Annotated in this window: 4 protein-coding genes and 2 tRNA genes; 1 reads left to right on the top strand and 5 read right to left on the bottom strand. The window is 59.8% G+C overall.

The genetic code is table 11. From position 1 onward, the window contains the following. Nucleotides 1-137 precede the first annotated feature (137 nt). From EJA70_RS16605 to EJA70_RS16590, 4 genes are all read right to left on the bottom strand, one after another. A complete protein-coding gene (locus tag EJA70_RS16605; RefSeq protein WP_158832088.1) occupies nt 138-1,433 on the bottom strand; it encodes a virulence factor family protein in 1,296 nt (431 codons plus the stop codon). Beyond that, nucleotides 1,433-4,072 carry a bifunctional lysylphosphatidylglycerol flippase/synthetase MprF gene (gene mprF, locus EJA70_RS16600; RefSeq protein WP_064120803.1) on the bottom strand — a complete coding sequence of 880 codons (2,640 nt, stop codon included), beginning with the start codon at nt 4,070-4,072 and terminating at the stop codon, nt 1,433-1,435. Before mprF ends, EJA70_RS16605 begins: the two co-directional genes overlap by 1 nt. Nucleotides 4,073-4,351: 279 nt before the next feature. Continuing rightward, nucleotides 4,352-4,428, bottom strand: a tRNA-Met gene (locus EJA70_RS16595). A 222-nt stretch (nt 4,429-4,650) separates the two neighbouring features. Next, nucleotides 4,651-4,727, bottom strand: a tRNA-Met gene (locus tag EJA70_RS16590). Nucleotides 4,728-5,007: 280 nt separating this feature from the next. On the opposite strand from EJA70_RS16590, the gene dinB reads away from it, so the two are divergent. Beyond that, nucleotides 5,008-6,069, top strand: coding sequence for a DNA polymerase IV (dinB, locus tag EJA70_RS16585; protein WP_158832086.1), 1,062 nt, complete (start codon nt 5,008-5,010; stop codon nt 6,067-6,069). Nucleotides 6,070-6,196: 127 nt separating this feature from the next. On the opposite strand, the gene EJA70_RS16580 is transcribed toward dinB, so the two are convergent. Further along, on the bottom strand, nt 6,197-7,150 hold the full coding sequence (locus EJA70_RS16580) for a hypothetical protein (protein ID WP_158832084.1): 954 nt from the start codon (nt 7,148-7,150) through the stop codon (nt 6,197-6,199). Nucleotides 7,151-7,158: the final 8 nt, after the last annotated feature.

The following is a 7,158-nucleotide window of genomic DNA, read 5'->3' as shown; positions in this document are numbered from 1 at the left end:
TCAGTTGGCAAATAGGTGGCTGACACTCCGCTATCGCGAGCAGGCTCACTCCTACAGGGGAATGGGTTAATCGTCCGAGATGTAAAAAGCCCCCGCAACTGCGAAGTTGCGGGGGCTTCTTGTGGACGTGGCTCAGATCACTCTTCAGCGACCTGGCTCGCCGCTTGACGCTTCTCGATCAAGTCCACCAAGCGCTTGGCCAGCGCCGGATAGTTCTCGTCGAAGTGGTGGCCGCCAGGCAGTTTCACGGCTTCGCCAACAGCAGTCTTGTCCGTGCAGCCGCTTTCATCGGTCTCTTCTTCACCATAGATGCACACAACCTTGGCCGGTGGCAGCTTGGCCATTTCCGGGCCGGTGGCGGCTTCTTTGCCGGCGTTACCCAGCCAGCCTTCGACTTCGATTTCGAAGCTGCCGGTGCGGGCGAAGGCCAGCAGGATGATTGCGTCGACGCGTTGCTGCTCGGTATCCGGCAGGCGGTTGTAGATCGCTGGCAGTACGTCAGCGCCGAACGAGTAACCGGTGAGGATGAAACGCTTGGTGCCCCATTTCTGCCGGTAGTGCTGCATCAGTTCGGTCAGGTCCAGTGCGCTTTGCTCCGGGCTCTTGTGCTGCCAGTAGTAGCGCAGGGTGTCGATGCCGACCACCGGGTAGCCGATCTTGGCCATTTCACCGGCCACGTCGCGGTCGAGGTCGCGCCAGCCGCCGTCACCGGAAAGGAACAGGGTCACGGTGTCTTTCGCCTGACCGGCCGGCACTTCAACCACCGGAATCGCCAGACCGCCGTTGGCCTTGTCGCCACCGACGAGGATCTTGCGCAGTTCGTTGTTCAGCACTTGCGGCAGGTTGATGTCGTAGTCGCTGATGCTGGTTTCGGCGTTCGGTTGATCGCGCACGAAACCTGCGCTGGCGTCGTCCGGGTTGTCGTTCCACGCTACCAGCCAGTGGCCGTGGGCAGCGGATTTCGGCAGCAGGTGAGTGCAGCCACCTTTTTCCAGAGCGAGGTCGACGGAGACGGCCTGGGCCTTGTCGTCTTTCTGCTCCGACAACCAGCGCCAGGCCAGCACAGCGCCTGGGCCAATGCCGCTGACCAGCGTGGCCGGGCCGTTCAGTTCACGCAGACCCGATTGCAGGGCGCGGCTTTGCAGCAGGCAGTCCTTGGGCAGAATCACCTGAACGATCTGCGCCGCAGCACTGCGGCTCAGGGTGGTCAGTTGTTTTTCAGAGAGTTTCTGGTCGTCATTGACAGCGACCAGCACCTGCGCCTTGGGCTTGGTGCCCGGGATGACGCGGGTCATGGCCGCGCCATCAGGCGGGTTCAGTTGTTCGACGGTCGGTTCCGGTGCCGGGCGTTTGAGGTACCAGTAACCGCCGCCGGCAATCACGGCCAGCACCATCAGTGCGGCCAGGATGTACTTCAGGGAGCGTTGAATCATCAGCGTTTCACCAATCCAGTCAAGCCGCCCGCGATCAGGGCAGCAGTGTCGGCCAGCGCCACCAGCGGATCGAGTCCGGCGGGCACGGCCATATAACGGGGTTCCCAGTCAGGCTGGAACTTGTCTTTGAAGCGGCGCAAGCCTTGGAAGTTGTACAGCTGCTCACCACGGCGGAAAACCATCGAGCCCAGACGCTGGGTCAGCGGTGCACCACGCCGGGGTTGCAACCCCGACAACGGCACCATGCCCAGGCTGAAACGCGCGTATCCGTGACTCTTATAGTGTTGAATCAGGCCGACCATCATGAATTCCATGGTCAGCTTGGGGGCGTCCGGGTGTGCGCGCATCAGGTCGAGGCTGGCCAGGTCATGGCTGTAAGTCTCGAGCAAGTTGGCGAACGCCACCGGGCGGCCTTCGAAGCGAATCACCGCGATGCGGAAATGCTTCAGGTAGTCGTCGCTGAAACGGCCGAGGGAGAAGCCTTTCTCACGCACGTTCTTGCCGGTCAGCCACGCATCGGAAATCACTTTCAGCTCGTCCATCGGCGCCTGACCCGGCTCATGGATTTCCAGCGACAAGCCGTCGCGGGTGCCACGGTTCCAGGTGTAACGCAGGTCCTTCATCTCTTTGCCCTTGGCTTCAAGGTCAAAGCGAAGCAGATCGACCCGGGCTTCTTCGCCGAGCTTGATCGCGGTCAGGCCGATGTCCATGTAGTACGGCAGGTTTTCCGCGCGCACCTGGTAGAACACCGGGCGGGCGTGGTGAATATCGCAGAGGTCGCGGAACTGCCAGATCATCTCCGCACGTTGCTGGCCGGGGCCGATTGGGTCGTACAGCGCCACCAGGCTGCGGCCACGCCGTGCGTACATCAGGAAAGCTTCGTCGTTCTGGTGAAACAGCAACGCTTTGTCACCGGTCAGCGCCAGGCCGCCGTCGGGCTGCGACGAGGCCATCAGGATCTTCGCCGCGCGATCGAGTTCGTCGGGTGTCGGCAGGTGAATGACCGGGCGCGCAGTGCGCAGTAGCCAGGTCAGTGCGATCACCAGCAACAGCACGGCGGCGCCGAGCAGCGAACGCAGACCGCGCGGCGCGTCGGCATCCAGGGTGAACTGCCACCACAGTTGATGGCTGTACGGCACGTCTTGATAGGCGAACAGCAGCAGCCAGGTCGAAGCGCCGAGTACACAGAGGCTGGCCACCAGATACAGGGGGGAGAAGGGCAGTTCGGTCAGGCGGCTCGGGCGATAGAACGAGCGACGAAACACACCCAGCAGCGCAGCCGTCAGTGTCATCAGCGTCGCTTCTTCCCAGTCGAAACCTTTGAGCAGCGAGAGCAGGGCGCCGACCAGCAACAGAATGGTGGTGAGCATCCATGCGGCCGACAAGCGCCGGCGCAGGCCCTGAGCGAGCATCAGGCAGAGCACGCCGATCAGGCTGGCGCCGAAGTGCGACGCGTCGACCAGGCGATGCGGGATCAGAAAGCCGATGTGTTCCAGACGCGTGTCGATCTCGGGTGTGGCGCCGGAGAACAGCAGCACCACGCCGGACAGGAACACCAGCACTGCCAGAATCGGCGCGGCCAGACCGGACGCCGCGCGCATGGTCTGGGTTTGAAACAGACGCTGACCTTCGTTGATCAGCAGGAATACGCACGCGACCAGCAGCGGCAATACCACATAGATCAGGCGATACAGCAGCAGCGCCGCGGCCAGTGGCGCGGCACCGAGCTTGTCGGCGAAAGCGGCCAGCAGAATCGCTTCGAACACCCCCACGCCGCCGGGTACATGGCTGAGCACGCCAGCCGCTAGTGCCAGCAGGTACACCAGCAGGAACGCACCAAACGGCGGCGCTTCCGGCAGCAACAGATAAAGGACAGTGGCGGCGGCCGCAACGTCGAGGGCGGTAATGATCAGTTGCAGGAACGTCAGGCGTCGACCCGGTAAGCGCAGGGTGCGGCGGCCAACCCTGACCAGCAGGTTGTCGCGCAACGGTTGTTCCGGCAGGCGTCGACGGTAGATGCCGATAGCCAGCACTGCGCCAAGCAATAGCACGACAGCGGCGACAGTGCCGAGCAGACCTTCGGACAAACCCAGCGCCTGAGAGGCAGCAGGCAGGTCACTCAGCGTCGCCAGCGCTGCCAGTGGCGGCAAGGCGCAGCCCAGCGACAGACTGGCAAACAAGGTCATGTGCGCGACTTCCGAAGCCCCCAGGCCCAGCCGTGCATATAAACGGTAGCGCACCGAGCCGCCGGAGAGCAGCGACAAGCCGATGGCATTGCCAATCGCAAACGCGGTAAACCCGCCGAGGGCTAGCGTGCGTGGCGGCAAGGTCACACCGGCATAGCGACTGGCCGACCATTCATAGCCCAGCAGGATAATGAAGCCGACCACGGTCGCGCCGAACGCACCGAGCAGGGCGGGTTTCGGCACGTCGAGAATCGAGTCGTGCAGCGCATCGAGATCGAGCTCGGCAAGCAGATGGCGACAGGCAATCAGCGCAATGGCAAACAGCAGCAGCGTGACCGCCAGACCAATCGGTTGTCGGTATTTGCTCAACCGATCCAGCAAGCGCAAGCGCTCGGGTTTGATCGGGTGTTCCGCTGTGACGGTGTCTTGTGGATCAGACGAGTTGGCGCGCATCAATCACCTCTTGGATTGTGCGCGACAGGATGGAGGTATCCAGCCAAGTTACCAATCCCTGTAGAAAAAAATAATCACAAAATACTACGCCTCTCACCGGGTATCGGCGAGGGCAGTTCCTGGATTGCAGACGTCGTGCCTGCGACACAAGCATAGTCGCAAGTTGGCGAGTCTGATGATCCCCAGCGGTTCACTGCACAGTGACAGATCATTGTTGCGAAAGGACTTTTTCAACAGATACAAAAAAGGCCACTCTTTCGAGTAGCCTTTTTTGATGTTTGGTTGCGGGAGCCGGATTTGAACCGACGACCTTCGGGTTATGAGCCCGACGAGCTACCAGACTGCTCCATCCCGCGTCTGTGTGGCGGCATTCTACAGAGGAACGACAGGGTGTCAACCGCTAATCCCATAAAGGGTCAAATAAGTGTGCATTCGCGTCAAACGGTCGCAGGTGGAGCGTTAAGTTTCGGAAATGCAAAGAATTCCTGTTTGGTGATCGCATCTCAATAAGAGAAGGAAACCCACAAAACAGACGCGCACAAAAAAGGCCACTCTTTCGAGTAGCCTTTTTTGATGTTTGGTTGCGGGAGCCGGATTTGAACCGACGACCTTCGGGTTATGAGCCCGACGAGCTACCAGACTGCTCCATCCCGCGTCTGTGTGTCGGCATTCTACAGAGGATCGCCAGGGTGTCAACCCGCAATCTGGATAAAATCTGTTGAGGTTCAATCGGTTAGCGTCTTTTCTCGGGTGTTTTTCAGGCTGCAGAGCAGGTGGCGCGCGGCTTTCAGCTCTATTGAAGGTCGTTTGTCGATTGAAAAAATAAATTCAAAGCGATTTTCCTACACGTGGAAAAGAACATTCATACCACTGGTGCTATATACAGGTGTCAGTGAGATACTGCCGATCCGGCTCGCCACGTTTCCTTTTCTGACATGACTCAGCGAAAAATCATCCACATCGACTGCGATTGTTTTTACGCCGCCATCGAGATGCGCGATGACCCGCGTCTGGCCGGCAAGCCGTTGGCGGTGGGTGGTTCGGCTGATCGGCGAGGGGTGATCGCCACCTGCAATTATGAAGCGCGGGCATACGGCGTGCGTTCAGCGATGGCGTCGGGGCATGCCCTGAAGCTGTGCCCGGACCTGACCATCGTCAAACCGCGCATGGACGCCTATCGCGAGGCGTCAAAAGAAATCCATACCATCTTCAGCGATTACACCGACCTGATCGAGCCGCTGTCGCTGGATGAAGCCTATCTGGATGTGTCGGACAGCGCGCATTTCGGCGGCAGTGCCACGCGCATCGCTCAAGACATTCGTCGTCGTGTCTCCAACCAGCTGCATATCACCGTGTCCGCAGGGGTGGCGCCGAACAAATTCCTGGCGAAGATCGCCAGCGACTGGAAAAAACCCAACGGGCTATTCGTGATTACGCCGGATCAGGTCGAAGACTTCGTCAGTGGCTTGCCGGTGAGCAAGTTGCACGGTGTCGGCAAAGTCACGGCTGACAAACTGGGCAGGCTCGGCATCGTCGACTGCTCGCAGTTGCGCGAGTGGGAAAAATTGGCGCTGGTACGAGAATTCGGCAGCTTCGGTGAGCGCTTGTGGAGTCTGGCGCATGGGATTGATGATCGCTTGGTGCACAACGACAGTCGGCGTCAGTCGATCAGTGTGGAAAATACCTACGACGTCGATCTGCCGGATTTGCGCAGTTGCCTGGATAAGTTGCCGGAGTTGCTGGAAACCCTGAAAACCCGCATGGCGCGGATCGACAGCAGTTATAGGCCGGGCAAACCGTTCGTCAAAGTGAAGTTTCATGACTTTACCCAGACGACGCTGGAGCAGGCCGGGGCAGGGCGGGATCTGGGCAGTTATCAGTTGATGCTGACGCAGGCGTTCAATCGCGGGGGGAAACCGGTGCGGTTGTTGGGGGTTGGGGTGCGGCTGGAGGATTTGCGCGGTGGATTTGAGCAGATGGAGTTGTTTGAACGGTAGATTTGCGGCGTATGGCAGATAGTCATCGCGGGCAAGCCCGCTCCCACAGTGTTCGATGGTGAAACACATATTGTGTGAACACCCATAAACCTTGTGGGAGCGGGCTTGCCCGCGATGCCTTTAGCTTTTAGTTCGGTCCCGGATCCGCCACCAGACGCCCGGCATCCTTGGTCAAAGACTTGAGAAACTCAGTCTGTAACTCAGGATCGTTACGCGTCAGCTCGATCAGGCTTTGTTCCAGTTCGCTGGCTTCTTCTTCCAGACCCAGTTCCGACAGGCGTTTGACCCGGTGGACCCACTGGCTCACTTCGTCGTCTTCCAGATCGTCATAAATCAGCCCGTGCGCTTCGAGCAACTTGCCACGCAGGTGACTGCTGATCATCAGCGACGAATCGGAGTGCACATCATCCTTGCTGTCTTCGACACTGATCTGCAATTTGCCGACATGATTGAGATCATTTTCAGCAAACGGACTGTCGAGCAGGTTCAGGCGCAGCACACCGTTGCGATCGGTGGTCATGTCGAAGGTCTGCTTGCCGGCCTTGACCTGCACCGGACGCTCGCTCCAGGGCAGGCTCGAATACTCCGTGCGCTTATCGCGCTGGACCTCATCGATGCCGGCCAGGTTCTGTTGCGCACGGCCGTTGGACTGCACGTTCATGAACGGGTTGAGCCCGGCAAAACCGTAACTCAGCCAGTCCTTGGTCACGCTGTCCGGCAGGTTGCCGAGGGCGAAGACGTTGACCACGTTCGCGCCGACACCGCCAACCACGGCCACCACGCCCAACGGGATCTCGTAGACCTCCCGCCAAGGCTGGTAAGGCGTGTAGCGATCGTAATGACGGGTGACTTCGAACTCGGTGACTTCAAAAGTCTTCTGCTCGTTGATCTTCACGCGTCGCTGCGGCAGCTCAAGCTCCTTAGGCTCACCGACATCAATCTGCAGGCTATGGTCGAGCAACTTGCGCTCGACCCGCTCTTCGTGCTCGCTGCGTTGTGACATGTGATTGGCACAGCCGCTGACCAGCAGGGCACCGCACAGGGCGGTGCCACCAAGGCCTAAGGTGTTTCGCTTGAACATGACGTCTC

It is taken from the genome of Pseudomonas sp. PB103, assembly GCF_009764635.1.
In the GTDB taxonomy this organism is placed as follows: Bacteria; Pseudomonadota; Gammaproteobacteria; order Pseudomonadales; family Pseudomonadaceae; genus Aquipseudomonas.
This window is presented reverse-complemented; position numbering and strand designations above follow the sequence as displayed.